We start from the raw sequence: 24,153 nt of genomic DNA, 5'->3' as shown, positions 1-24,153 counted from the left end.
ACGGCATGCTTGGTTCGACAACCTGTCGCGCTGCCGAATCGGGCACAAACGCGCGCCCATAGCCGCATCGCCGATCGCAGCGCGCTCAATAGACGAGCTGCGACACCCCGCAAGTCAGCGACATGTCGTGAATCGTGCTTTCGCCGACCTGCACGCCGAGCAGTTGCAGCAGCGGCACGACCGCGGCGTCGAGCCCCGACAGCATCGGCGGCAGCGCGCCGCCCAGGAGCGAATCGAGCGCGGTCTGGATCGGGCCGAGCGGCAGGCTGATGCCGATCAGCGAGATTTGCGTTTGCTGCAGCGATGCGCCGAGGCCCGACAGCGCGTTGCCGAGCACGCTGCCGACGCCGTTCGAGTTCGTGCTCTGATAGCCGCCCGTCGTGCCGTAGAACGTGAGCGTCGGCGTGCTGCCCGCGGGCACGTCGGCCATGAGCGACGCAAGCGACTTGATCGTCACGAGGTTCGCGACGTTGACGAGCGTCGCGGGCGTCGAGCAGGTGAACGGCAGCGACGCGGACAGGTTGGCCGGCGTGTCGCCGACGCACAGATTCGCGAGGCCCGTCTGCACGCCGATGGCCGACGCGCAAGTCGACGGCGACGACGTGCAGCTCGCCGACTGCAGCCATGCCTGGCCCGGCGCGATCTGCATCGACAACGGCAGGTTCACCTGTACCGGCACGAGCGCGCCGAGCAGACCGAGCGGCAGGTTCGCGGTGCCGAGCCCGATGTTCAGATAGAGCCGCACCTGCGCGGTGCGCGCGATCGTGCGCCACGTTTTCGTGATGGGATCGACGCCCGCTTCGCCGATGCCGAGCACGGGCGGCTGGATGATCTGCACTTGCAAGCTCGTGTTCAGCCCGCCGACGTTCAGCCCGTTCGCGAGCGAGAACGCCGTTTGCCCGGTCGCGATCTCGGCCGCGACGAGAAGCGCGTCGAACGGGCTGAACGTCGCGTCGAGCGCGGCTTGCGGGTCGGACAGGCCAACCGAGAAGATGCCTGTCGAATTCGCGGTGCTGCCGATCGTGAAGGTCTGGCCGCCGGGGATGTTCGCGCTGATGATCGTCTGCAGCGCGCCGATGCTCGTCTGCAAGTCGGCGTTCGCGACCGACGTTTGCGACAGCGCGGTCAACATCCAGTTCGCGAGCTGCGGGACGGTCGTCTGCGTGTTCAGCAGCGCGTTCACGGTGCCGACGTTCGCGGCGGCCATCAGATCCTTGATCCTGATCCGCGCATTCGCGAGGCCCTGATACGACAGCACCGACAGGTTCAGATTCGTGTGGAGCAGCCCGTTGAGGAGCGCGTTCACGACGCCGCCTTGCAATTGCGCGAGCGCCGTGCCGATCGAGTAGGCGCCGACGTTGGTTGCCTGCGCTGTGCTGGTCGCCGCGACCGTGCGCTGCGCGCCGAGAAAGTAGTACGGCACGACGCGCGTGACCGTCACCTGGACCGCGTTGAGCTGCGCGTCGCTGCCGGCCCCGGCGCCCGGCGCCGAGCCTGCGAAGAAGCTGGGGCCTGTGTTGTCCTTCACGTCCCATCTGCCGCAGACGACCGTCATCGATTGTCCGGACGCAGTGCTGTCGAAGCCGTTGCCGAGCGCGGCCGATTGCGCGGTGGCGGCGGGTTTCGCGCAGCCGTCGTCCATCGTCTGCGCGGCCGCGAGCGCGGCCAGGTCGGCGACGCTTTGCAGCGCGCGGCGCTGATAGAACAGATTGCCGAGATCGACCGCGCCGAGCGCGGCGATCACAACGCCGATCGCGATCGCTGCGATGATGGCGAGCGAGCCGCGCTGGCGTGCGGGCGAGCGGCGCCGCCGATTCGGCTCGCGTCGGTCGGAAAGATCACCGGTGGTCGGGCGGCGTGTCGGCTTGTTCATTCCAACCTCGTTGTGCTTCGTCGGCGTTGCGTGTCGCGCCAGCGCATCATGCGGTCAATCGCGGTTATTTTGCAATCCAATATTTTCCCGGAATGCGCGTATCGGAGAAGACTTATCTCGATATGCAAAGGGAAATGAAAAGCGGTGCGTGCAATTCGTAGGACTGTCAATGAAACGGGCGCTCGTTTGACGTGTTTGACGCGTTTGAAGCGCGCGCATTCATGCGATGCGCGGGCGCGGCGGCCCCGGTATCGCGGCGAGCCATGCAAAAAAGTCGGTCCGGCATCGCCGCCGCTCTTTTACTTCTGACAAAAGGTTGACGCATCCCCGCGTTGTTGGGCATCGTGTACGGGTTCCGCCTCGGCGTGGCCGTCGTGGATCGAATTCATGTCGCCGTCGCGTGTGCCGCGCGTGCGCGGCTACGAGAAGAGAGGAGCGCATTCATGTTGAAACCCGAAGTCGACAGCCTGGTTCCGCACGTTCCGTTCAGCCGCCGCAAGTTCGTCAAGGCGGCGCTCGGCGGCACGTTCGCCGCGGCGGTGCTGCCCGTGTCCGCGCAGACGATCACGACCGATACCGCCGGCCTCGACGTCGGCACCGTCGAGATCCGCTCGGGCGACGCGAGCGTGCCGGCCTATCGCGCGCAGCCGCAGGGCAAGAGCAATCTGCCCGTGATCGTCGTGATCCACGAGGTGTTCGGCGTGCACGCGCACATCGCCGACATCTGCCGGCGCTTCGCGAAGCTCGGCTATCTGGCGATCGCGCCGGATCTGTTTGCGCGGCAGGGCGATCCGTCGAAGTATCCGTCGATCCAGGAACTGATCGACCAGGTGGTCAGCAAGGTGCCCGATCGTCAGGTGACCGAGGATCTTGACGCGACGCTCCGGTGGGCGGGGAAGAACGGCGGCGACCTGTCGCGGCTCGGCGTGACGGGTTTCTGCTGGGGCGGCCGGCAGGCGTGGCTCTTCGCCGAGCACAATCCGCATGTGCGCGCCGCAGTCGCGTGGTACGGCAAGGTGATCGGCGAGACGAGCGAGATGACGCCGTTCAATCCCGTCGATCGTGCGGCGCAACTGAAGGCGCCGACGCTCGGTCTCTATGGCGGCAAGGACGACAGCATTGCGCAGAGCTCGCTCGCGCAGATGCGCGCGCGTCTCGCGGCGGCCGGTACGAAGGCGGCGCGCGAATCGGAAATCGTCGTGTACCCGGATGCGGGCCACGCGTTCTTCGCCGACTACCGCCCGAGCTACGTGAAGGCGGATGCCGATGACGGCTGGAAGCGCGCCGTCGCGTGGTTCCGGCATCACGGCGTGATGTGATGCCGCCGCGCGCGCGTGTGGTGTCGCTTGCGCCCTTACGGATTCGCGCCCGTCGCGACGGGGCGGGACGGGTCCGAGCTCCATTCGCTCCACGAGCCCGCATACAGCGCCGGGTCGTGCAGGCCGGCGATCTCCATCGCCAGCGCATTGTGGCACGCGGTGATGCCGGAGCCGCACTGCAGGATCACCTTGTTCGGAGGCGTCGCGCCGAGCAGCGGATTGAACGCGTCGCGCAGCTCGTGGCCGCTCTTGAAGCGCCCGTCGGCGGTCAGGTTGTCCTTGAAGAAATGGTTGAGCGCGCCGGGGATGTGCCCGCCGACGCGATCGATCGTCTCGTTCTCGCCGCGATAGCGGTCGGCGGCGCGCGCATCGATTACGAGCTGGTCTTTCGTCTTGAGATTCGCGAGCACCGTCTGCGCGTCGACGACCGTCGCGAGCGGTGCGGCCGCGCGGAAGTCGCCCGCCGACTTCGGCGGCGTGTCCTGCGACACCGCGTGGCCCGCCGATTGCCACGCCTGCAGGCCGCCGTCGAGCACCGCGACGGAATCGTGGCCGAGCCAGCGCAGCAGCCACCACAGGCGCGCGGCGTACATGCCGCCTTGCGCATCGTACGCGACGGCCTGCTGGTTCTGCTTGAGCCCGTGGGCCTTCAGCGTGGCGACGAGCGCATCGCGCGCGGGCAGCGGATGACGGCCGTTCGTGCCGGTTTTCGCGCCCGACAGGTCGCGGTCGAGATGCAGGTAGTGGGCGCCCGGAATGTGGCCGGCCGCGTAAGCCTGCTCGCCGAGGCCGGTATCGGCGAGATCGAAGCGGCAATCGAATAAGAGCACGCTGCCCGGCGCGGCCGCGAGACGTTCGGCGAGATTGTCGGCCGAGATGAGCGTGGTGTAGTGAGTGTGTGGCATGACGCCTCCCTTGGAGATACGGGCCGGATGCTCTAAGTCTAAACAAAAAAAGACGGGCCGCAGCCCGTCTTTTCTGTGCCGGCCCGGCGCGAGGCCGGATCGAACAAGGTTTCGGCGAATGTCGCGCGGAGCGCGCCAAGGCCGCGCTCAGATCGCGCCGAGTTGCCGGCGCAGGAACTCGTGGAAGTGCTGCATGCCGTCTTCCATCGGGCTCTGATACGGACCGACTTGCGATTCGCCGCGCTCCATCAGCGCGCGGCGGCCGGCGTCCATGCGCAGTGCGATCTCGTCGTCCTCGATCGCGGTTTCCATGTATGCGGCGCGCTCCGCCTCGACGAACTCGCGCTCGAACAGCGCGATTTCCTCGGGGTAGTAGAACTCGACGATGTTCGTCGTCTTCTGCGGGCCGCGCGGAATCAGCCACGACACGACGAGCACGTGCGGATACCACTCGATCATGAGGCCCGGATAGTAGACCATCCAGATCGCGCCGAACTCCGGCGGCGTGCCGTCGCGATAGCGGAGGACCTGATCGTGCCATTTCTGGTACGTCGGGCTGCCCGGCTTCGCGAGCGCGTTGTGCACGCCGACCGTCTGCACGCTGTACCACTCGCCGAACTCCCACTTCAGGTCGTCGCACGACACGAAGCTGCCGAGGCCCGGATGGAACGGCACGACATGGTAGTCCTCGAGGTAGACCTCGATGAAGGTCTTCCAGTTGTAATTGCACTCGTGGATCTCGACGTGATCGAACTGGTAGCCCGAAAAGTCGAAGTGATGCTTCGTGCCGAGCTCCGCGAGATCGTGCGCGACGTCGCGGCCCTCGGCTTCGAACAGCAGGCCCTGCCAGTTCTGCAGCGGCGTCGCGTGCAGGTTCAGACAGGGCTTGTCCGGAAAATGCGGCGCGCCGAGCAACTGGCCTTCGAGATCGTAGGTCCAGCGGTGCAGCGGGCAGACGATGTTCCGCGCGTGCCCTCGGCCGTTCAGCATGATCGCCTGGCGGTGGCGGCACACGTTCGAGAGCAGCTCGATCTGCGAGGCCTGGTTGCGTACCAGCACGCGGCCTTCGTTTTCGGAAGGCAGCGCAAAATAGTCTCCCGCTTCGGGCACCATCAACTCGTGCCCGACGTAGCGAGGTCCTTTCTTGAAAAGTGTTTCGATTTCGCGCGCGAGGAGCGCCTCATCGAAATAAGCGGTGACGGGAAGCTGGCTATGTGCCGACTTCAATTGCAGTGCGTCGCTCAGATTGGACATTCCCACTCCCGGTGAAAGCGTGAAAGCAGTGAACAACCCAACCATCGAAAATTCGATTTAGGGGAACCGGCGATTATACCTGGATCGGCTTCCTTGGGGTGGGATAAGTGACTGATTTGTGTCAAATTTCCCCCGGAATAGGAATGCGTTCCGTGCGAATTGCACACGCGGCGCGGCGCGTGCAGGCCCCGTGAAGCCAAGTCGGCAGGTCGCAAAATTCTCTTTTGCCGTAGAATGTCCGACTTGTTTTGAATTTTGACACCCCGTCCATGGCGAAAACCGCAACCCCAGGCGCGTCCGCGTCCGACCCCGGTTCCGGCCCGCTGCCGGAAAACTACGAGATGGCGCTCGCGGAACTGGAGGCGCTCGTCGCCCGAATGGAGGGCGGGACGCTGAGCCTCGAGGATTCGCTTGCGGCGTACCGTCGCGGCGCGGCGCTCGTTGCATTTTGCCAACAACAATTGGAAAAAGCGGAGCAGCAGGTGCGCGTGCTCGACGGCGCCGCGCTCAAGCCGCTTTCCGCAGGAACGGCCGCCGCGGACGGCGAAGACGACGATCTATGACATTCGACCAATGGATGCGCTCGGTGCTCGAGCGTGTCGAGACGGCCCTCGGCCATTATTTGCCGGCTGAGACTGTGGCGCCCGCGCAACTGCACGAAGCGATGCGCTATGCGGTGCTCGGGGGCGGCAAACGGGTGCGTCCGCTGCTGTGCCATGCGGCGGGCGAGCTCACGGGTGCGTCGGAGGCGGCGTTGAACGCCGCGTCGTCGGCGCTCGAGATGATTCACGTGTATTCGCTCGTGCACGACGACATGCCGTGCATGGACGACGACGCGCTGCGTCGCGGCAAGCCGACCGTCCACGTCAAGTACGACGAGCCGACCGCGCTCCTCGTCGGCGATGCGCTGCAGTCGCAGGCCTTCGTCGCGCTGACCGACGCCGCCGCGCTGCCGGCCGACCGGCAGGCGGCGCTCGTGTGCGAGCTCGCGCTCGCGAGCGGCTCGATCGGCATGGCGGGCGGCCAGGCGATCGATCTCGCGAGCGTCGGCGTGGAGCTCACGCGCGACGCGCTGGAGACGATGCACCGGATGAAGACGGGCGCGCTGTTGCGCGCGTCGGTGCGGATGGGCGCGCTCGCGGGCGAGACGCCGTCCGGCGACGCGATGCACGCGCTCGACGCCTATGCGGCGGCCGTCGGCCTCGCGTTCCAGGTGGTGGACGACATTCTCGACGTCACCACCGATTCCGCGACGCTCGGCAAGACGGCCGGCAAGGACGCGGCGAACGACAAGCCGACCTACGTGTCGATCATCGGCCTCGACGCGTCGCGTGCGCTTGCCGCGCAACTGCGCGCCGATGCGCACGCCGCGCTCGAGCCGTTCGGCGCGCGCGCGCAGCGCCTGGCCGAACTGGCGGACCTGGTGGTGAACCGGGTTAGCTGACGCGAAAGCCCGCCGCCGCGCCCACGCTACGGGTGGTGCGCGCAAGAAGTGCGGGCGCGTTTGTTTTCCTACAATGGAACGACGATGTACGACTTGCTGAAAACCATCGACGACCCGGCGGACCTGCGCCGTCTCGATCGTCGCCAACTGCAGCCGCTCGCCGACGAGCTGCGCGCGTTCGTCCTCGACAGCGTGTCGAAGACGGGCGGCCATTTGTCGTCCAATCTCGGCACGGTCGAGCTGACGATTGCGCTGCATTACGTGTTCGATACGCCGGATGACCGGATCGTGTGGGACGTCGGTCACCAGACCTATCCGCACAAGATCCTGACGGGCCGCCGCGACGGGATGAAGACGCTGCGCCAGCTCGGCGGCATCTCGGGTTTTCCGCGCCGTTCGGAATCCGAATACGACACGTTCGGCACCGCGCACTCGAGCACGTCGATCTCGGCCGCGCTCGGGATGGCGATCGGCAGCAAGCTGAACGGCGACGACCGCTTCTCGATCGCGGTGATCGGCGACGGCGCGATGACGGCCGGCATGGCGTTCGAGGCGATGAACAACGCGGGCGTGTCCGAGGATGCGAAGCTCCTCGTGATCCTGAACGACAACGACATGTCGATCTCGCCGCCCGTCGGCGCGCTGAACCGCCATCTCGCGCGGCTGATGTCGGGCCGCTTCTATGCGGCCGCGCGCGCGGGCGTCGAGCGCGTGCTGAGCGTCGCGCCGCCCGTGCTCGAGCTCGCGCGCAAGCTCGAGGAGCATGCGAAGGGCATGGTCGTGCCGGCCACCCTCTTCGAGGAATTCGGCTTCAACTACATCGGGCCGATCGACGGCCACGATCTCGATTCGCTGATCCCGACGCTGCAGAACATCAAGGAGCTGCGCGGGCCGCAGTTCCTGCACGTCGTGACGAAGAAGGGCCAGGGCTACAAGCTCGCCGAGGCCGACCCGGTGCTCTATCACGGGCCCGGCAAGTTCAACCCGGCGGAAGGCATCAAGCCGTCGACGACGCCCGCGAAGAAGACCTACACGCAGGTGTTCGGCGAATGGCTGTGCGACGCGGCGGAACTCGATGCGCGCGTAGTCGGCATCACGCCCGCGATGCGCGAAGGCTCGGGCATGGTCGAGTTCGAGAAGCGCTTCCCGGAGCGCTACTACGACGTCGGCATCGCCGAGCAGCACGCGGTGACGTTCGCGGGCGGCCTCGCGACGGAGGGGCTCAAGCCCGTGGTCGCGATCTATTCGACGTTCCTGCAGCGCGCCTATGATCAGTTGATTCACGATGTCGCGCTGCAGAACCTGTCCGTCGTGTTCGCGATCGACCGCGCGGGCCTCGTCGGCGCGGACGGCGCGACGCACGCCGGCGCATACGATCTCGCGTTCCTGCGCTGCATCCCGAACATGACGGTGATGGCCGCGTCGGACGAGAACGAGTGCCGCCAGATGCTGTACACCGCGCTGCAACAGCCGAACCCGACCGCGGTTCGCTATCCGCGCGGCGCGGGCACGGGCGTTGCAACCGTCAAGGCGTTCACGGAGCTTCCGCTCGGCAAGGGCGAAGTGCGCCGTCGCACGTCGCAGCCGGACGGCAAGCGCATCGCGATTCTCGCGTTCGGCACGATGGTCGCGCCGTCGATCGCGGCGGCCGAGGCGCTCGACGCGACCGTCGCGAACATGCGCTTCGTGAAGCCGATCGACGCCGAACTCGTGCGGGAGCTCGCGCAGACGCACGACTACCTCGTCACCGTCGAGGAAGGCTGCGTGATGGGCGGCGCGGGCTCCGCGTGCGTCGAGGCGATGATGGAAAGCGGCGTGGTCCGTCCGGTGCTGCAGCTCGGCCTGCCGGACCGCTTCGTCGATCACGGCGATCCGGCGAAGCTGTTGTCGATGTGCGGCCTCGACAGCGACGGCATCGCGAATTCGATTCGCGAACGCTTCCTGAACCATGCGGCGAGCGTCGCGAGTCCGGCGAAGCGCGTCGCATAACCGTCGCGTCAGGCCGCCGCGCGGCGGCGTTCCCTCGAATGCATGGGCCTGCGGGCCCATGTTGCATTTCCGGCAGGTCGGGCGGCATAGGGCGATGTCGCGCCGCGCGACCCTACAAGGATCGAACAAGATGAACCTGATGAATCCCGAATTCGTGATGCCCGACGTGCAAAGCACGGTCGATACCCGGCAGATGCCGATCCAGCGCGTCGGCGTGCGCGCGGTCCGCCATCCGCTGACGGTGCGCACCGCCGAGGGCGAGACGCAGGCCACAGTCGGCACCTGGAATCTCGACGTGCATCTGCCGGCCGATCAGAAGGGCACGCACATGTCGCGCTTCGTCGCGCTGCTCGAGGAAAGCGACGGGCCGCTGACGGCCGACGCGTTCCGCGCGATGCTCGCGACGATGCTCGAGAAGCTCGAGGCGCAGGCGGGACGCATCGAGGTGTCGTTTCCGTACTTCGTGAACAAGACGGCGCCCGTGTCGGGCGTGCGCAGCCTGCTCGATTACGAGGTGACGCTGACGGGCGACGTGCGCGACGGGCTCACGCGCGTATTCGCGAAGGTGCTCGTGCCGGTGACGAGCCTTTGCCCTTGCTCGAAGAAGATTTCCCAGTACGGCGCGCACAACCAGCGCTCGCACGTGACGATCGACGCGGAGCTCGCGGCCGACGTGCCGGTCGAGGATCTGATTCGTATTGCGGAGGAAGAGGCGTCGTGCGAGCTGTGGGGCCTCCTCAAGCGTCCCGACGAGAAGTTCGTCACCGAGCGCGCGTACGAAAATCCGAAGTTCGTCGAGGATCTGGTGCGCGACGTCGCGCGGCGGCTCGACGCCGATGAGCGGATCGTCGCGTATGTGCTCGAGGCGGAGAACTTCGAGTCGATCCACAATCACAGCGCGTATGCGCTGATCGAGCGCGACAAGCGGCGAGGCGCGTGAGCGTCGTGCGGTGCTTGCCGCCGGATGCGAAAAGGGCCGTTCGATTCGAACGGCCCTTTTCGTTTTGGGATGGCGGACGACGTGCGCGCGTTATCGCGCGAGCGACGCCAGATCCCAGCGCGGCTTCACCGTGAACGCGTAGTCGCGGCTCGCCTGCGACGGCCAGCGCGCGAGCCGCAGCGCGCCCGCGAGCGCGATCATCGCGCCGTTGTCGGTGCAGAGCGCGAGGTCGGGATAGTGAACGTCGAAGCCGCGCTTGCCGGCGGCGGCCGACAGCGCCGCGCGCAGTTGCCGGTTCGCGCCGACGCCGCCCGCGACGACGAGCCGCTTGAGCCGCGTCTTCTTCAGCGCGGCGAGCGATTTCGCGACGAGCACGTCGACGGCCGCGTCAACGAAGCCGCGCGCGAGATCGGCCTTCGCGCGCTCGAGCTCGACGCCGCTCGCGTGCGCCGCTTCGAGCTTCTTCATTTGCGTGAGCACGGCGGTCTTCAGCCCGCTGAAGCTGAAGTCGAGATCGCCCGAATGGAGCATCGGCCGCGGCAGCGCGACCGCGCCCGGCGCGCCGGCTTCCGCGAGCTTCGACACTTCCGGTCCGCCGGGGTAGCCGAGGCCGAGCAGCTTCGCGGTCTTGTCGAATGCTTCGCCGGCGGCGTCGTCGAGTGTCTCGCCGAGCGTCTCGTAGACGCCGACGTCGGTCACGCGCATCAACTGCGTATGGCCGCCCGACACGAGCAGCGCGACGAAAGGAAACGGCGGCGGCTCGGCGACGAGGAGCGGCGAGAGCAGATGCCCTTCGAGGTGATGGATGCCGATCGTCGGCTTGTCCCATGCGAACGCGAGCGCGTTCGCGATGCTCGCGCCGACGAGCAGCGCGCCCGCGAGGCCGGGCCCCTGCGTGAACGCGATCGCGTCGATCTCCTCGCGGCGCGCGCCGCTGGCGGCAAGCACCTCCTCGAGCAGCGGCAGCGCGCGGCGAATGTGGTCGCGCGACGCGAGCTCGGGGACGACGCCGCCGTATTCGCGATGCATCGCGATCTGCGAGTGGAGCGCGTGCGCGAGCAGGCCGCGCCCGGTGTCGTAGAGCGCGAGGCCGGTTTCGTCGCAGGAGCTTTCGATGCCGAGAACGAGCATGATGGTGTGCGGCGGCCGCATCGATACGCGCGTACGCGCGCGGCCGGAAATCAACGTAACAAAAAAGTATAACAGCGCGGCCGCCTTGCCCGGGCGCGCGGGCGAAGCGGCGCGCGACGCGGGTACAATCCGCGCCATGGAAAATTTCGACATCGCCGTGATCGGCGCGGGCGCGGCGGGCATGATGGCGGCCGCCGTGGCGGGGCAGCTCGGCCGGCGCGTCGTGCTGCTCGATCACTCGGCGCGGCTCGCTGAGAAGATCCGCATCTCGGGCGGCGGGCGCTGCAATTTCACGAACCGGTACGCGGGGCCGGACAACTACCTGTCGTCGAATCCGCATTTTTGCCGCTCGGCGCTCGCGCGCTACACGCCGCGCGATTTTCTCGGGCTCCTGAAGAACTACCGCGTCACGTGGCACGAGAAGCACAAGGGCCAGCTCTTTTGCGACCATTCGAGCGACGCGATCATCGACGTGCTGAAAAGCGAGTGCGACGCGGGCGGCGTCGCGTGGCGGCGGCCGGTGACGGTCGACGCGGTGCGGCACGCGCAGGCGGACGGCTTCACGCCAGGCTTCGCGCTGGACACGAGCGCGGGCGCGATCGGCGCGCGGGCGCTCGTCGTCGCGACGGGCGGGTTGTCGATCCCGAAGATCGGCGCGACCGATTTTGCCTATCGGATTGCGAAACAGTTCGGCCACAAGCTCGTCGACACGCGGCCGGCGCTCGTGCCGCTGACCTTTTCGGCCGACGCGTGGGCGCCGTTCGCGGCGCTGTCGGGCGTGTCGCTCGAGGCGCGGGTGTCGACCGGCGCGAAGAAGGGCGGCGGTGAGTTCGTCGAGGACATTCTGCTCACCCATCGCGGACTGTCCGGGCCGGGCATCCTGCAGATTTCGAGCTACTGGCGCTCGGGCGAGCCGATCCACGTCGATCTCGTGCCGCGGATCGACGCGGCGAACGAGCTGATCCGCGCGAAGGCCGGCTCGCGGCGGCAGATCGGCACGCTGCTCGCCGAATGGGTGCCCGCTCGGCTTGCGCACGCGTGGCTCGAGGCCGAGCGGGTGCGCGCTGACGCGCGGCTTGCCGACCTGCCGGACAAGACGCTGCGCCGGATCGGCGAGACGCTGTCGCGCTGGACGCTCGCGCCGAGCGGCACCGAGGGCTACCGGAAGGCCGAGGTGACGAAGGGCGGCGTCGACACGCGCGAGCTGTCGTCGGCGACGATGATGAGCGAGCGCGTGCCGGGCCTGTTCTTCGTCGGCGAGGCGGTCGACGTGACAGGCTGGCTCGGCGGCTACAATTTCCAGTGGGCTTGGGCGTCGGGCGTCGCGGCCGGGCGCGCGGCCGCCGACAGCACGCGGCGCTTGACGGGTTAGTGCGTTTGTGCAAAGCGTCTGGTATACTTAAAAACCTTTCTCCGCAATACCTTTACTTTTTTTACGTGACGGGTCATGACGATCATCCGCGTTAAAGAAAACGAGCCTTTCGAAGTTGCGATGCGCCGCTTCAAGCGCACGATCGAAAAGAACGGTCTGTTGACGGAGCTGCGCGCGCGCGAGTTCTACGAGAAGCCGACCGCGGAGCGCAAGCGCAAGAAGGCCGCTGCGGTGAAGCGCCACTACAAGCGCATCCGTAGCCAGATGCTGCCGAAGAAGCTCTACTGAGCATTGCCCGCGCCGCGTGGTTCGCGGGGCGGCGCGCCGGCGGGCTCCGCAAGCGAGGCCGTCGATGCCGGATTCGAGCAAACCCGCTTGAGAAACCGTCTCAAGCGGGTTTTTGTGTTGATGCCGCCGGGCGGCGTCGCATGGAAATTTTGATACCGGAAATACGATGAGTCTGAGAGACCAGATCAGTGAAGACATGAAGGCCGCGATGCGCGCGAAGGAAAGCGAGCGGCTCGCGACGATCCGCCTGCTGCTCGCCGCGATCAAGCAGCGCGAGGTCGACGAGCGCGTGACGCTCGACGACGCGGGCGTCACCGCGGTGGTCGACAAGATGATCAAGCAGCGCAAGGATTCGATCAGCCAGTTCGAGGCCGCTGGCCGCACCGATCTCGTCGAGAAGGAGCAGGCGGAAGTTGCGGTGCTGACCGCGTACATGCCGGCGCAGTTGTCGGAGGCCGAGGTTGCGGCCGAAGTGCAGGCGGCCGTCGCGCAGACGGGCGCGGCGGGCCCGCAGGACATGAGCAAGGTGATGGGCGTGCTCAAGGGCAAGCTCGCCGGCCGCGCCGACATGACGGCCGTGTCCGCGCTCGTCAAGGCGGCGCTCTCGAAGTGACCCTCAGCCGGCGCGACGCGCGCCCGTCGTTCAAGCGGCCCGCGCCGGCCGCAACGGCGCGTGTCGGCCGGCACGTCTTCCGATCGATCCAACGGTGATTCCGCATTCGTTCCTGCAGGATTTGCTGAACCGCGTCGACATCGTCGACGTGGTGGGCCGGTACGTGCAGCTCAAGAAGGGCGGCGCCAATTTCATGGGGCTGTGCCCGTTTCACAACGAGAAGAGCCCGTCGTTCACGGTCAGCCCGACGAAGCAGTTCTATCATTGCTTCGGCTGCGGCGCGCACGGCACCGCCATCGGCTTCCTGATGGAGCACGCGGGGCTCACGTTTCCCGAGGCCGTTCAGGAACTCGCGCAATCGGTCGGGCTCACGGTGCCGCATGAGCCGTCGCCGATGCGGGGCGCGGGCGGCGGCTCGGGCGAAGGCCATGCGCCGCCCGCCGCATCGAAATCGGTCACGACCGCGCTGTCCGATGTGATGCAGACCGCCTGCGACTACTACCGAAAGCAATTGCGCGGCGCGCCGAACGCGATCCAGTATCTGAAGCGGCGGGGCCTGACGGGCGAGATCGCGCTGCGCTTCGGCCTCGGCTACGCGCCGGACGGCTGGCAGAACCTCGAGTCGGCATTCGGCGACTACCGCCACGATTCGCTCGTCGACGCGGGCCTCGTGATCGTCAGCGAGAAGACCGACGCGAACGGCGTCGCGCGCCGCTACGACCGGTTCCGCGAGCGGATCATGTTTCCGATCCGCAACGTGAAGGGGCAGGTCATCGGCTTCGGCGGCCGGGTGCTGGACGGCGGCGAGCCCAAATACCTGAATTCGCCCGAGACGCCGCTGTTCAACAAGGGCAGCGAACTGTACGGCCTGTTCGAGGCGCGGCTCGCGATTCGCGAGCACAAATACGCGCTCGTCGTCGAAGGGTACATGGATGTCGTCGCGCTCGCGCAGCTCGGCTTTCCGAACGCGGTGGCGACGCTCGGCACCGCGTGCACGCCGATCCACGTGCAGAAGCTGCTGCGGCAGACGGACACGGTCGTCTTCAGCTTCGATGGCGACGCGGCCGGCCGGCGCGCCGCACGGCGCGCGCTCGAGGCGTGCCTGCCGCACGCGGCGGACAACCGGACGATCCGTTTCCTGTTTCTGCCGCCGGAGCACGATCCGGACAGCTATGTGCGGGAATTCGGGACGGATGCGTTTTCGGAGCAGGTGAAGCGCGCGATGCCGCTGTCCCAGTTCCTGCTCAACGAGGCGACGGCCGGCAAGGAGCTCGACCAGCCGGAAGGGCGCGCGAAGGCGCTGTTCGACGCGAAGCCGTTGCTGCAGGCGCTGCCCGCGAACGCGTTGCGCGCGCAGATCATGCACATGTTCGCCGACCGGCTGCAGATTCCGTTCGATGAAGTCGCCGCGCTCGCCGAAGTGGACGCGCGGATCGCCGCGCCGGCCCGCCAGGCGCCCGCCCGCAGCGAGCGGCGGCGCGTGACGGACAGCGAAAAGCGCGCGCTGCGCAATCTGGTGATGCATCCGCGCATCGCGGCGGCGCTCGACGACGAGAGTGTCGCGACGCTGCGGGCGCTGCCGAGAATCGGGGAACTGTTCGACGAGGTGATCGGCCACGCGCACGCGCTCGGGGACGGAGCGGAATTCCGGCTTTTGTCTGACGTGCTACGCAATTCGGCTAACGCGCCAACTTACGACGAAATTTTCCGGGAAATTCTGGTCTATGATGAAAACGTCCGCGACTTGATGCAGCAGAATCCGGAAAGCGACGCGGCGCAGGAAGAGTTGCGCGAGCGCGAACGGATCGCAGGCGAGGAACTTCAGGCAGCGGTGCTCAAGATGCGCTATGACGTGTGCTGCGACAGGCTCAACAGCCTGTCGAAGCGTTCGGCGCCCTCTTCCGAGGAATTGGCGGAAATCAAGGACTTGCATCAGAACCTGGCAGACATGAAGCGGAGGCTCGGGCTGTGAACCGGCCGGGGAAGGGGCTGCCTCAACGTGCTATAATATAAGGTTTTCAGCGGTTTGTTTTCCTGGCAGAGGCGAGAAAGAAGGCGAGAATCGCGATGGCAAAGACTACCGGCGGAAAAAAAGCGGCGGGCAAGGCGACGGAATCGACCGTGAAGGTCGCGCCGGGCCGATCCGCAGTTTCCGCAAAGACGTCTTCGGCCCGCGCGGCGCACCCTGCGAGGAAGAGAGCCGCGGCCGGCACCGCCAAGGCTGCGCCGGCGCCGACGGCCAGCACATCACGGGTCGTCGTGAGGTCCAAGGCGAAGACGGCGAAGCCGGCTTTGACGCGGGCGAGTGCGAAAAGCGCAAGGGGAGCGGCTGCCGCGCCGGACGAAACGGCAGCTACTCGAGCATCCACGGTTCAACCGGCTGTAGTCCAGCAGCCGCGAGTCGATTTAGCCGGTACGGCGAACTCCATGACGAAAAAGCTGAACGAAGTATCCGTCGATGACGACGCAAACCAGAGCGACGACCAGCCTACCGCTGCGTCGGGCAAAGGCGAAAAGGCCAAGGCGCGCGATCGCCGCGCCAAGGAAAAGGCGCTGCTGAAGGAAGCGTTCGCGACGAGCACGCCCGGCACGGCCGAGGAACTCGAAGAGCGCCGTACGAAGCTGCGCGCGCTGATCAAGCTCGGCAAGGAGCGCGGCTTCCTCACGTACGCCGAAATCAACGACCATCTGCCGGACAACTTCACGGAAACGGAAGCGCTCGAAGGCATCATCGGCACGTTCAACGACATGGGCGTCGCGGTGTACGAGCAGGCGCCCGACGCCGAGACGCTGCTGTTGAACGACAACGCGCCCGCCGCGTCGTCCGACGATGAAGTCGAAGAGGAAGCGGAAGTCGCGTTGTCGACCGTCGATTCCGAATTCGGCCGCACGACCGATCCGGTCCGGATGTACATGCGCGAGATGGGCACGGTCGAGTTGCTCACGCGCGAAGGCGAAATCGAGATCGCAAAGCGGATCGAGGACGGCCTGCGTCACATGGTGATGGCGATTTCCGCATGCCCGACGACGATCGCCGACATCCTCGCGATGGCCGAGCGCGTCGCGAACGAGGAGAGCCGTGTCGACGAACTCGTCGACGGCCTGATCGATCCGAACGCCGCCGATTCCGACGGCTTCTCGGAGAAGGACGCCGAGGAAATCGAGAACGAGGACGAGGAAGCCGAAGAGGGCGACGAAGAGGAAGAGGACGAGGACGACGGCGCCGCGCAGGCGACCGCCAACGCGGCCCAGCTCGAAGCGCTGAAGCGCGCGTCGCTCGAGAAGTTCGCGCTCATCAGCGAATGGTTCGACAAGATGCGCCGCGCGTTCGAGAAGGAAGGCTACAAGTCGAAGTCGTACCTGAAGGCGCAGGAAACGATCCAGAACGAGCTGATGTCGATCCGCTTCACTGCGCGCACCGTCGAGCGCCTGTGCGACACGCTGCGCGCGCAAGTCGACGAAGTGCGTCAGGTCGAGCGTCAGATCCTGCACATCGTCGTCGACAAGTGCGGGATGCCGCGCTCGGAATTCATCGCGCGCTTCCCGGGCAGCGAGACCGATCTCGACTGGGCCGAGAAGGTTGCGGCGGAAGGCCATTCGTACAGCGCGATCCTGTCGCGCAACATTCCGGCGATCCGCGAGCAGCAGCAGCGTCTGCTCGATCTGCAGGCGCGCGTCGTGCTGCCGCTGAAGGACCTGAAGGAAACCAACCGCCAGATGGCGGCAGGCGAACTGAAGGCGCGCCAGGCGAAGCGCGAGATGACCGAGGCGAACCTGCGTCTCGTGATCTCGATCGCGAAGAAGTACACGAACCGCGGCCTGCAGTTCCTGGACCTGATCCAGGAAGGCAACATCGGTTTGATGAAGGCGGTGGACAAGTTCGAATACCGTCGCGGCTACAAGTTCTCGACGTACGCCACGTGGTGGATCCGCCAGGCCATCACGCGCTCGATCGCGGACCAGGCGCGCACGATCCGGATTCCGGTTCACATGATCGAGACGATCAACAAGATGAACCGCATCTCGCGGCAGATTCTGCAGGAAACCGGCCTCGAGCCGGATCCGGCGACGCTCGCCGAGAAGATGGAGATGCCGGAGGACAAGATCCGCAAGATCATGAAGATCGCGAAGGAGCCGATCTCGATGGAAACGCCGATCGGCGACGACGACGATTCCCATCTCGGCGACTTCATCGAGGACTCCAACACGGTCGCGCCGGCGGATGCCGCGCTGCATGCGAGCATGCGCGACGTCGTGAAGGACGTGCTCGATTCGCTGACGCCGCGCGAGGCGAAGGTGCTGCGGATGCGTTTCGGTATCGAGATGAGCACCGATCACACGCTCGAGGAAGTCGGCAAGCAGTTCGACGTCACGCGCGAGCGGATCCGTCAGATCGAGGCGAAGGCGCTGCGCAAGCTGCGTCACCCGAGCCGTTCGGACAAACTGAAGTCATTCCTCGAGGGGAACTGATCGTCCGATTCCGATTGATCGCCGCCGGGGCGCAAAAATCCGGCGGCGATTTCCTTACTTAGTTGTTACAATGCCGACCCGGCCAGCATCACCGGGTCTTTTTTTGCGCCGCATTCGTTTTTAGGGCCTGTAGCTCAGGGGTTAGAGCAGTCGACTCATAATCGATTGGTCGCGGGTTCGAACCCCGCCGGGCCCACCACTCTTTTCTATTGAAAATCAACGATTTACTGTGCCGTTAAGCATAAAGTGGCCACCTGGACAGGTTATGCTTTATTTTCGGATGGGACGCATTTTGGTTTATCGGGAATTGGTGATAAGTTTAAAAGTTTGGTCGCGGCGGGCAGTCGCGATTGGACGCAAAAAAGCCGACCCGTGGGTCTAATGCCATTCAGTTAAGGTTTTTTTCTGAGGAACCGGACGGCATAACGAGCGGGACGGGACTTGACGGCCCGAACGCATTTGCGATCGGGCCGTTTTACATTGATGAGCAGCTTGAGGTGTTCGCGAAGTCGCTTGAGGACGGCGGGCAGCTTGGCGAAGGCCGGCGTGCGTGCGGCCGACATCATCTCGTGCTGGATGAGATGGGATGTGTGATTCATGGACATCGTTTCAACTAAAATGCGGTGATGGACCGTGAGATTGCCGCGCGATTGCGTTGGGTTTCCGGATGAACGCCATGAACATCAACACCGCTGCGATTGACGATACGGTTCTCGCCCTTCTTTACCTGACCCTGCATGACCACAACCGAGCATGGAAGAACTTCGATTGGGATGTGCTCGACCGGCTTCATGCACGTGGTCTCATCGACGATCCTGTCAACAAGGCGAAATCCGTGATCCTTACCGACGAGGGCTTGCGCGAATCCGAACGCCTCTTCAAGCAGCACTTCGTTGCCACAAGTGGCGAAACATAATAATGAAACGAACTTCTAACTCACGACACTAGGTCAGCAACTAATGGTGCCGTTCAAACGCGCTGCGCTTGATTCAACATCTTCCGCAGGATATAACTGGCGACGACAGCAGCCCCCACGTTGAAAAACATGCTGTAGACGAACGCGCTTTGCAGTTGAGAGAATTCCTGCAGATGGGACATTTTTTTTAAGGTCATCTGCAGGATCGTACTGACCGCCGTTACGCCAAATGCCGCGCCCACCTGCTGCAAGGTCGAAACGACTCCAGCGGCCATTCCCGCGAAATTTTCCTGGACGTTTGCCAAAACGATATTCAAAAGAGGGGTCATGACCATGCCTTGAGTAAAGCCCAGCGTCCATAGTACCGGCATCAGGAGCCACGGCCGTTCGAGGATAGGGAAATATCGCACGGCGAGTATTAGCGCGATGAAGCTTGCCGCGTAAGAGACCGCGCCAACGGAAACGACTTGGGGGCCGGATCGGCCGATTAGCCGGGGCATCAATAGCGACGAAATTGCAAATCCGATGCTGGTCGAAACATAGGTCATTCCCGCTTCAAACGGGCTTAGCTTCAAACCGGACTGAAGAAAAATCGAAAACACCAACGTGAATGAACCGGCAGTCGCATAGATGCACATGACCAGCGACGAGCCCTTGATGAATCGTCTTTCCTGGAGAAGCTTCATATTGATGAGAGGAACGTGGCCATTGCGTGCGTACCGGATTTCGTGACGCATGAATAGATACAAGGTGCCCAGACCGATCAACATCAGGACATAGCTTTTGAAGCTCCATCCCCAGACCGCGCTCATTAGCAGAGGCAGCAGTGAAACGGAGATTCCCATACTCGAAAGAGCGACGCCGGCCCAGTCCAGGCTGTTTTTCTGCTCGATAGACGTGTTCCGTAAATGACGAGAAAAAGCCAGCGCCAACAAGCCGATGGGGAGGTTGATAAAAAAGATAGCTCGCCACTGCAACTCCAGCAGATTGATCGAGATGATCAGGCCGCCTAGAACTTGCCCCGCGATCGCAGCGAGCCCGAGCGTCATTCCCAAGTATCCGAAAGCCCGTCGGGCGCCGGTTTCGTCAAAATCTGCTCGGATGCTTGCGTAGATTTGCGGAAAGAGTATGGCGGCAGACAGCCCTTGTAAAAAGCGCGCGAAGATCAGTACCGCCGCGTGGGGCGCGAGTCCGCAAAGAACCGATGACACCGTGAAGCACAGCATGCCGATCTGATAGGCCCGACGGCGCCCCCATAGATCGCCCAGCCTTCCTCCGGTGATGAGCAAGAGGCCGAACGATAACTCATAGGCTACGATAATCATCGTCAGCTCTACGTAGCTTGCGTGCAGTGTCTTCTCAATGTTGACGATCGCGATATTGACAACAAATAAATCGAAAATCGTTACGAATCCGGATAGCAAGAGTGCGAATAAAACATAGCGTTGATGGCTGATCATGTGAACCTCGATTGAATTCAATATGCGGGCGGTGGGCTCCACCTTGAATCTGGAAAAATCCTAATATCGTTAGCTCGATGCAACGGAAAGTCGAAGACCGTTTGCAGTGGAGCATGTGCGCGTAATCGAACAAGGGTTTGAATACGCGCCCAAATTTGCATTCCTGGTTGTCTGGGAAGGTATCGACACGTGCAGCGACATCCCATTGACCGATGGTCGGTCAAGCTCTAGGATAGCAACTCATGCTGACGCTGTCACGTCGCGATGCCGTGGGGCGCATGGCTCAGCGAACGGCTTGTTCGAGCCGAATGTCGAGTGATCGCGGTTCGTGTTGATCATCGGGCGCGAGGCCTCATGAGCCCTTTAGCGGCACGGCGACGCCGGCCGTTTTCAGACTCACCTGCTTGTCCAATGGCAGAACAAATCGAACTTTCGAAGGCTATCGGAGGTGATGGGATGACGAGTCAAAGAATCGGAATTATTGGTGCGGGGCACTTGGGGGTTGCTCTTGCGTCGCGCTTGATCGATGTTGGGTTTGATCGAGGAAATGTTTGGCTCGGACATCGTGGTTCCCAAAAATCGTATACGACGAGTGCGACATCGGGAGTCGAAGACCGTCTTGTAGACGTAGATGCGGTCATGCAGAATTGCGATGTAATTTTGTATACCGTACGGCCGATAGATTACGGAATGCTATCCAATTACAAATTGAGAGATGGGCAGATAATCATCTCGTTTTTGGCCGGTGTTTCGCTTTCCAGATTGTCAGGCGTTGCGCATGGATCGGGGTCGATCGCACGGGCGATTATAAGCTCACCGGATACGATTTCCAGCGGGCAGGCGCTCGGTGTAACTTGCGGCGACATGAATGAAAGCGCAAGGGATTTATTTGAATCCATGGTGGCGCACTTTTTGAATTTGCGATCCGAGAATCATTTTGAGCCAGTTACCGTGCTCGGTACTTGTCTTCCGTTTATATTAATGTATTGCGATTTTATCGGAGCGGCTGTTGGTGATCGGGAAATATTGAAATGTGCTCAAGAATACGGGCTCGGTGAGTGGGGCGGGGTTATCGATTGGGCGAGGCGGGTTAGGCTTGTAGATTTAAAGAAAAATGAAATCGAGGATTATGTAAATCAATGCGCGACGCCGGGCGGCATTGCCGAGAGCATCATGAATTCGCTTCGTCTTCACGGGGATTTTGCAAGAACCGTTCGAGAAGGGATCGAACATGCTCAAACGATGCTTTGCGTTCAGTTGGAGAAACACGGATCCATCGGGCTTGGCGGGCACGTTTGACGAAACCGAAGGCGTCTTCGAGCGGCGTTCTCGATGGCGACCTGTGAAAGAGGACGAGCATGCAAGAATCGAATGCTTGGGCGCAACAAGCGTCCGGACAAAAGGCGGCGCTTTGTGATGGAGAACGTTTTGCCTCTTGGTCACGGTCGTCGGAGAGGCCAATTCGCGGAGCGCCAAGTGCGAGCTGATTTCGGTCGCAAGTGTATCTTCGTCGAACGCGGGATGTGCGCGAACGAGTGCGATCGAAATCTGACGATGGATATCGTGATGTACAACGGTCGCGATCCTCGATGTCTCGCTTGACGCGACGGCAAATCAGCGTGCCGCCGGCATGGTTTGTCTGTAGATCGCATCCCTGTTGTTTTTCCCATGCGGAGCAGTTGGTTGACCGCGGGGTTGCGGCAACCGAGTGACGAATGTGTCGAGCGAAAACAGGCGAAATGCGCGTTCAGAACAGCAGCTCGCGCGCGCGGTGATACAGCATGCCGAGCGCGAGCGCAGGCTGCCGCCACGCGGGGCCGCCGGGAAAGCGCCGGTGTCGCAGCCGCGCGAACAGATCGAACGCGCGCGCGTCGCCCGCGATCGCGTGCGCGACGATGCGGCCCGCGATGCCGGTCAGCGCGACGCCGTGGCCGCTGAAGCCCTGGAGATAGAAGTAGTTCGGATCGATCGCGCCGAAATCCGGCGCGCGGTTGCGGGTCACGTCGACGAAGCCGCCCCATGCGAATTCGATGCGCACGTCGGCGAGCTGCGGGAACGCGCCGATCATCCGGCTGCGTATCGCGCCGACGAGCGCGTCGGGCGACGCGCCCGCCGAGCTCGCGCGGCCGCCGAACAGCATCCGGTGGTCGGCGGACAGCCGGAAGTAATCGAGAAAGAAGTTGTTGTCGCAGACCGCGTCGCGCCGGGAGATCAGCGCGTTCGCGCGGTCGGCGCCGAGCGCCTCGGTCGCGACGATGTACGACGCGACGGGCGCGATGCGCGCGATCAACTGCCCGCCGTTGCGGCCGGACGCGCCCCAGCCAGGCCGGTATGCGTCGAGCACGGCGACCGACAGGCCGCGCGCGCGGCAGTCGAGCGCGGTCGACAGGCCGGCGAATCCGGCGCCGATCACGCAGACGTCGACGTCGAGCGCATCGTCGAGCACTGGGTCGTCGGCCGGGCGGCGGATGGTGGCTTCGTAGTATGAGCGGCGGGCGAGCGCGTCGGCGCGGCGGGCGAAGGTGTCGATCATGGGCAAAACGCGAAAGCCGTTCGGCATGCACGCGTCGCGACGTCGTGCAGTCGCGGCGCGTGATGCTTCAGAGAAAGGTTGTGGCGCAAACGCACGCGCGTCGCGCCATTGACGTCAGAACGAGTAGATGAACTGCGTCGCAAGCAGATCGTTGGACTTGCTGTACGAGCCGTCGTTCCGCAGGAACACCTTGTTGTTCGCCCAGTCGTGCCGGTATTCGACCTTCACGGTGATCTGCTGCGTCGGGTAGAACAGCAGGTCGAGCGCGACGTCCTGCCGGTTCGCGCCCTTGCACTCGAAGCCGAGGCCGCCGTTCGCCTTCGATGTCGCGAGGCAGTCCGCATCGATGCCGAAGCCGTCCGCGGTATCCATCCCGTTGCCGTTGAGCGCGACCCCGCCGCCGCCGCCGCCGTTCTTGCTGTTCGCGAGGAAGTCGTAGCGCAGCGTCGCGCCCATCCGGCCGAGCACCGGCACGTTGAACTTGCGGTGCGCGAGCAGCGACAACGAGCAGCTTGAAAACTACCTCCGCTCGCACGCCGACGACAGTTGCAAGCTGCTCGGCGTGCCGCTCGGCACGCCGCTGCGCGTCGAGATCGCCGACGCCGGCGCGCCGATCGAAACCCGCCGCGGCGACCGCGAGGCGACGCTGCGCATCGGCAGCGACGACGCGCAGCGCGTGATGGCCTACACGCGCAGTTGCAACTGGGCGAACGGCATCGTGCTCGTGCCGACGCTCACGCGCCTCGTGCTCGCGGGCGCGTTCGACGGTCTGAAGGCCGGCGAGCCGCGGGCGATGCACGCGTTCGCCGCCGGGCACAAGGCCGATCCGACGCGCAATCTCGGGCTGCTGTGGGGGACGCTGAACCTGCTCGCGCTGGCCGGCTGGGTCACGCTGAGCAGCGACCGCTCTTCACGCGCTTGGCCGATGCAACATCGATGCTGCAGCACCTGCATGCGCTGTGCCATCGTCGGCGCGTGAACGACGACGAAAGCGCGCTCTATGCGGAGCTCGTGCGAATCTGCATCGACGGATGGCCGCTGCCGGAACCGCGGGATGGCCTCGGGCGGCACGTCCATGCGCAGTTGCGCAACGCGATGGACGGGCTGCTGCTCGGCCCGACGTGGATCGCGTCGCGCTGAGCGCGGCGTGGGCGCTGATGGGCCACGCGGGCGTTGCAGACGTCGATTCCGAGGGCGAGCGCGTGCAGCTCAACGAAGCGGGACGCATCCATCGGCCGATCGCCGCGCCGTATGCGGGGCTTGCCGCATCGTACCTGCGCACGTACGCGTTGCTCGACGAATTGCTGTTCGGCGACCCCGATCCGCTCGATGTCGATCGCGACGGACACATCGATCGCATGATGAACGTGTACGCGTCGAGCGGCGCCGGATCGGGTCCGGCGTCGAGGGAGATTTCGACAAAGATCATTCGCCGCCTGTTCGACGATACGCCGCTCGATCAGCAGCCGGCCGGCATTTCCGACATGGGCTGCGGCGACGGCAGCGCGCTGCGGCGCCTCGCGCAGTACGTCATACAGTCTCGACCATCTGCGCCCGAAATTCCGGCGCGTAGGGTTGTGGTGCTTTCCCATGATGGGCTCCTCCTGTTCCAAAGGATAGGTGTCCACGAAACCGGGTCAACCCCA

At 64.5% G+C, this 24,153-nt stretch carries 19 protein-coding genes, 1 tRNA gene and 3 pseudogenes; 14 read left to right on the top strand and 9 right to left on the bottom strand.

Annotated features, from left to right (window positions below):
* Positions 1–85 precede the first annotated feature (85 nt).
* Positions 86–1,873, bottom strand: a complete 1,788-nt coding sequence (locus WT16_RS21435) for a TadG family pilus assembly protein (RefSeq protein WP_063534163.1) — start codon at positions 1,871–1,873, stop codon at positions 86–88.
* Between the two features lie 443 nt (positions 1,874–2,316).
* On the opposite strand from WT16_RS21435, the gene WT16_RS21430 reads away from it, so the two are divergent.
* A complete protein-coding gene (locus WT16_RS21430) occupies positions 2,317–3,192 on the top strand; it encodes a dienelactone hydrolase family protein (RefSeq protein WP_063534162.1) in 876 nt (291 codons plus the stop codon).
* A 35-nt stretch (positions 3,193–3,227) separates the two neighbouring features.
* On the opposite strand, the gene WT16_RS21425 is transcribed toward WT16_RS21430, so the two are convergent.
* Both WT16_RS21425 and WT16_RS21420 read right to left on the bottom strand, forming a co-directional pair.
* Positions 3,228–4,097: a sulfurtransferase gene (locus WT16_RS21425; protein ID WP_063534161.1), complete on the bottom strand. Its 870-nt coding sequence runs from the start codon at positions 4,095–4,097 to the stop codon at positions 3,228–3,230.
* 147 nt (positions 4,098–4,244) lie between these two features.
* Positions 4,245–5,351: an aromatic ring-hydroxylating dioxygenase subunit alpha gene (locus WT16_RS21420; protein ID WP_063534160.1), complete on the bottom strand. Its 1,107-nt coding sequence runs from the start codon at positions 5,349–5,351 to the stop codon at positions 4,245–4,247.
* A 269-nt stretch (positions 5,352–5,620) separates the two neighbouring features.
* Here WT16_RS21420 and WT16_RS21415 point away from each other — a divergent pair, with 269 nt between their 5' ends.
* From WT16_RS21415 to folE2, 4 genes are all read left to right on the top strand, one after another.
* Positions 5,621–5,914 carry an exodeoxyribonuclease VII small subunit gene (locus tag WT16_RS21415; RefSeq protein ID WP_006027817.1) on the top strand — a complete coding sequence of 98 codons (294 nt, stop codon included), beginning with the start codon at positions 5,621–5,623 and terminating at the stop codon, positions 5,912–5,914.
* Positions 5,911–6,795 (top strand): farnesyl diphosphate synthase, encoded by an 885-nt coding sequence (locus WT16_RS21410; protein ID WP_063534159.1) that lies wholly within the window; start codon positions 5,911–5,913, stop codon positions 6,793–6,795. Before WT16_RS21415 ends, WT16_RS21410 begins: the two co-directional genes overlap by 4 nt.
* A gap of 84 nt (positions 6,796–6,879) precedes the next feature.
* Positions 6,880–8,784, top strand: coding sequence for a 1-deoxy-D-xylulose-5-phosphate synthase (dxs, locus tag WT16_RS21405; protein ID WP_063534158.1), 1,905 nt, complete (start codon positions 6,880–6,882; stop codon positions 8,782–8,784).
* 130 nt (positions 8,785–8,914) lie between these two features.
* Complete coding sequence (folE2, locus tag WT16_RS21400) at positions 8,915–9,724, top strand: GTP cyclohydrolase FolE2 (protein WP_006027814.1); 810 nt, start codon at positions 8,915–8,917, stop codon at positions 9,722–9,724.
* 90 nt (positions 9,725–9,814) lie between these two features.
* Here the strand turns inward: folE2 and tsaD are convergent, their stop codons facing one another.
* Positions 9,815–10,855, bottom strand: coding sequence for a tRNA (adenosine(37)-N6)-threonylcarbamoyltransferase complex transferase subunit TsaD (gene tsaD, locus WT16_RS21395; RefSeq protein ID WP_006027813.1), 1,041 nt, complete (start codon positions 10,853–10,855; stop codon positions 9,815–9,817).
* A gap of 1 nt (position 10,856) precedes the next feature.
* Between tsaD and WT16_RS21390 the strand changes: the two genes are divergently transcribed.
* The 4 genes from WT16_RS21390 to dnaG all read left to right on the top strand — a co-directional run bounded on the left by WT16_RS21390 (position 10,857) and on the right by dnaG (position 15,100).
* Complete coding sequence (locus tag WT16_RS21390; protein ID WP_082874957.1) at positions 10,857–12,227, top strand: NAD(P)/FAD-dependent oxidoreductase; 1,371 nt, start codon at positions 10,857–10,859, stop codon at positions 12,225–12,227.
* Between the two features lie 75 nt (positions 12,228–12,302).
* Positions 12,303–12,515 (top strand): 30S ribosomal protein S21, encoded by a 213-nt coding sequence (rpsU, locus tag WT16_RS21385; protein WP_004190342.1) that lies wholly within the window; start codon positions 12,303–12,305, stop codon positions 12,513–12,515.
* 166 nt (positions 12,516–12,681) lie between these two features.
* Positions 12,682–13,128: a GatB/YqeY domain-containing protein gene (locus tag WT16_RS21380; protein WP_063534157.1), complete on the top strand. Its 447-nt coding sequence runs from the start codon at positions 12,682–12,684 to the stop codon at positions 13,126–13,128.
* Between the two features lie 94 nt (positions 13,129–13,222).
* Positions 13,223–15,100 (top strand): DNA primase, encoded by a 1,878-nt coding sequence (dnaG, locus tag WT16_RS21375; protein ID WP_006027810.1) that lies wholly within the window; start codon positions 13,223–13,225, stop codon positions 15,098–15,100.
* Between the two features lie 46 nt (positions 15,101–15,146).
* On the opposite strand, the gene WT16_RS21370 is transcribed toward dnaG, so the two are convergent.
* The gene (locus tag WT16_RS21370) at positions 15,147–15,497 is read right to left on the bottom strand and encodes a hypothetical protein (RefSeq protein ID WP_009917297.1); all 351 of its coding nucleotides are present in this window, start codon (positions 15,495–15,497) and stop codon (positions 15,147–15,149) included.
* Positions 15,498–15,555: 58 nt separating this feature from the next.
* Between WT16_RS21370 and rpoD the strand changes: the two genes are divergently transcribed.
* Both rpoD and WT16_RS21360 read left to right on the top strand, forming a co-directional pair.
* Complete coding sequence (gene rpoD, locus WT16_RS21365; RefSeq protein WP_006027809.1) at positions 15,556–17,598, top strand: RNA polymerase sigma factor RpoD; 2,043 nt, start codon at positions 15,556–15,558, stop codon at positions 17,596–17,598.
* A gap of 123 nt (positions 17,599–17,721) precedes the next feature.
* Positions 17,722–17,797: transfer RNA gene (locus tag WT16_RS21360), tRNA-Ile, on the top strand.
* Between the two features lie 193 nt (positions 17,798–17,990).
* Here the strand turns inward: WT16_RS21360 and WT16_RS32250 are convergent.
* Positions 17,991–18,182 (bottom strand): annotated as a pseudogene (locus WT16_RS32250) (DDE transposase); the annotation flags it as partial.
* 92 nt (positions 18,183–18,274) lie between these two features.
* On the opposite strand from WT16_RS32250, the gene WT16_RS21355 reads away from it, so the two are divergent.
* Complete coding sequence (locus tag WT16_RS21355) at positions 18,275–18,514, top strand: DUF6429 family protein (RefSeq protein ID WP_197417883.1); 240 nt, start codon at positions 18,275–18,277, stop codon at positions 18,512–18,514.
* Between the two features lie 53 nt (positions 18,515–18,567).
* On the opposite strand, the gene WT16_RS21350 is transcribed toward WT16_RS21355, so the two are convergent.
* Complete coding sequence (locus WT16_RS21350; RefSeq protein WP_006027808.1) at positions 18,568–19,974, bottom strand: MFS transporter; 1,407 nt, start codon at positions 19,972–19,974, stop codon at positions 18,568–18,570.
* 411 nt (positions 19,975–20,385) lie between these two features.
* On the opposite strand from WT16_RS21350, the gene WT16_RS32245 reads away from it, so the two are divergent.
* Positions 20,386–21,273 (top strand): NAD(P)-binding domain-containing protein, encoded by an 888-nt coding sequence (locus WT16_RS32245; protein ID WP_082874956.1) that lies wholly within the window; start codon positions 20,386–20,388, stop codon positions 21,271–21,273.
* Positions 21,274–21,721: 448 nt separating this feature from the next.
* On the opposite strand, the gene WT16_RS21345 is transcribed toward WT16_RS32245, so the two are convergent.
* A complete protein-coding gene (locus WT16_RS21345; RefSeq protein ID WP_063534156.1) occupies positions 21,722–22,507 on the bottom strand; it encodes an FAD-dependent oxidoreductase in 786 nt (261 codons plus the stop codon).
* Positions 22,508–22,621: 114 nt separating this feature from the next.
* Positions 22,622–23,011, bottom strand: a pseudogene (locus WT16_RS21340) (DUF3138 family protein); the annotation flags it as partial.
* On the opposite strand from WT16_RS21340, the pseudogene WT16_RS21335 reads away from it, so the two are divergent.
* Positions 22,983–24,048: pseudogene (locus tag WT16_RS21335) on the top strand (hypothetical protein); the annotation flags it as partial. The pseudogenes WT16_RS21340 and WT16_RS21335 overlap by 29 nt on opposite strands.
* Positions 24,049–24,153: the final 105 nt, after the last annotated feature.

This window comes from Burkholderia sp. MSMB1589WGS, from assembly GCF_001636105.1.
GTDB lineage: Bacteria > Pseudomonadota > Gammaproteobacteria > Burkholderiales > Burkholderiaceae > Burkholderia > Burkholderia humptydooensis.
Note: the sequence above shows the minus strand (reverse complement) of the source record. Positions and strands in the feature narration are given on the sequence as shown.

Bases quoted from the DNA above. Each gene is read 5' to 3' on its own strand.
- WT16_RS21435 (WP_063534163.1), bottom strand. From the start codon at position 1,873: ATGAACAAGCCGACACGCCGCCCGACCACCGGTGATCTTTCCGACCGA.
- WT16_RS21430 (WP_063534162.1), top strand. From the start codon at position 2,317: ATGTTGAAACCCGAAGTCGACAGCCTGGTTCCGCACGTTCCGTTCAGC.
- WT16_RS21425 (WP_063534161.1), bottom strand. From the start codon at position 4,097: ATGCCACACACTCACTACACCACGCTCATCTCGGCCGACAATCTCGCC.
- WT16_RS21420 (WP_063534160.1), bottom strand. From the start codon at position 5,351: ATGTCCAATCTGAGCGACGCACTGCAATTGAAGTCGGCACATAGCCAG.
- WT16_RS21415 (WP_006027817.1), top strand. From the start codon at position 5,621: ATGGCGAAAACCGCAACCCCAGGCGCGTCCGCGTCCGACCCCGGTTCC.
- WT16_RS21410 (WP_063534159.1), top strand. From the start codon at position 5,911: ATGACATTCGACCAATGGATGCGCTCGGTGCTCGAGCGTGTCGAGACG.
- dxs (WP_063534158.1), top strand. From the start codon at position 6,880: ATGTACGACTTGCTGAAAACCATCGACGACCCGGCGGACCTGCGCCGT.
- folE2 (WP_006027814.1), top strand. From the start codon at position 8,915: ATGAACCTGATGAATCCCGAATTCGTGATGCCCGACGTGCAAAGCACG.
- tsaD (WP_006027813.1), bottom strand. From the start codon at position 10,855: ATGCTCGTTCTCGGCATCGAAAGCTCCTGCGACGAAACCGGCCTCGCG.
- WT16_RS21390 (WP_082874957.1), top strand. From the start codon at position 10,857: ATGGTGTGCGGCGGCCGCATCGATACGCGCGTACGCGCGCGGCCGGAA.
- rpsU (WP_004190342.1), top strand. From the start codon at position 12,303: ATGACGATCATCCGCGTTAAAGAAAACGAGCCTTTCGAAGTTGCGATG.
- WT16_RS21380 (WP_063534157.1), top strand. From the start codon at position 12,682: ATGAGTCTGAGAGACCAGATCAGTGAAGACATGAAGGCCGCGATGCGC.
- rpoD (WP_006027809.1), top strand. From the start codon at position 15,556: ATGACGAAAAAGCTGAACGAAGTATCCGTCGATGACGACGCAAACCAG.
- WT16_RS21355 (WP_197417883.1), top strand. From the start codon at position 18,275: ATGAACATCAACACCGCTGCGATTGACGATACGGTTCTCGCCCTTCTT.
- WT16_RS21350 (WP_006027808.1), bottom strand. From the start codon at position 19,974: ATGATCAGCCATCAACGCTATGTTTTATTCGCACTCTTGCTATCCGGA.
- WT16_RS32245 (WP_082874956.1), top strand. From the start codon at position 20,386: ATGGCAGAACAAATCGAACTTTCGAAGGCTATCGGAGGTGATGGGATG.
- WT16_RS21345 (WP_063534156.1), bottom strand. From the start codon at position 22,507: ATGATCGACACCTTCGCCCGCCGCGCCGACGCGCTCGCCCGCCGCTCA.